Consider the following 414-nt stretch of genomic DNA (forward strand, 5'->3'; position numbering starts at 1 on the left):
GAGGCCGCCGTGCGCGCCTTCGAGCGCGCCGCGCGCAACGACCCCGAATACCTGCCGGAACTGCTGCCGGCACTGATGCAGAACTATCGCAGGGTCGGCGATCTGGCAGGTGCACGCGCGTTCCTGTCGGAGATGACCGAGCACTACCGCGGCATCGCCCCGGTACTGGCGCTGACCCGGTTGATGGAAGAGCAGGAAGGCGTGGCGCCGGCCCGTGCCTACCTCGGTCGCCAGCTCAAGGATCGCCCGTCGGTACGTGGCGAATCCGCGCTGATCGATCTGACCCTCGCCGAGGGAGCCGATTCCACCGCCACCCTGCATGACCTCAAGCACATCACCGACCAGCTGCTGGTGCGCAACCCGGCCTATCGCTGCACGCGCTGCGGCTTCGGTGCGCGTACCCACCACTGGCAG

General features: G+C 68.4%; 1 protein-coding gene. It reads left to right on the forward strand.

Going from position 1 to position 414, the window contains the following annotated elements:
* Positions 1 to 414 (forward strand): hypothetical protein (locus tag D7V77_RS42795; RefSeq protein WP_233597597.1); only part of this gene is annotated, 414 nt, incomplete at both ends.

This window comes from Corallococcus sp. CA041A, assembly GCF_003612075.1.
Lineage (GTDB): Bacteria > Myxococcota > Myxococcia > Myxococcales > Myxococcaceae > Corallococcus > Corallococcus exiguus.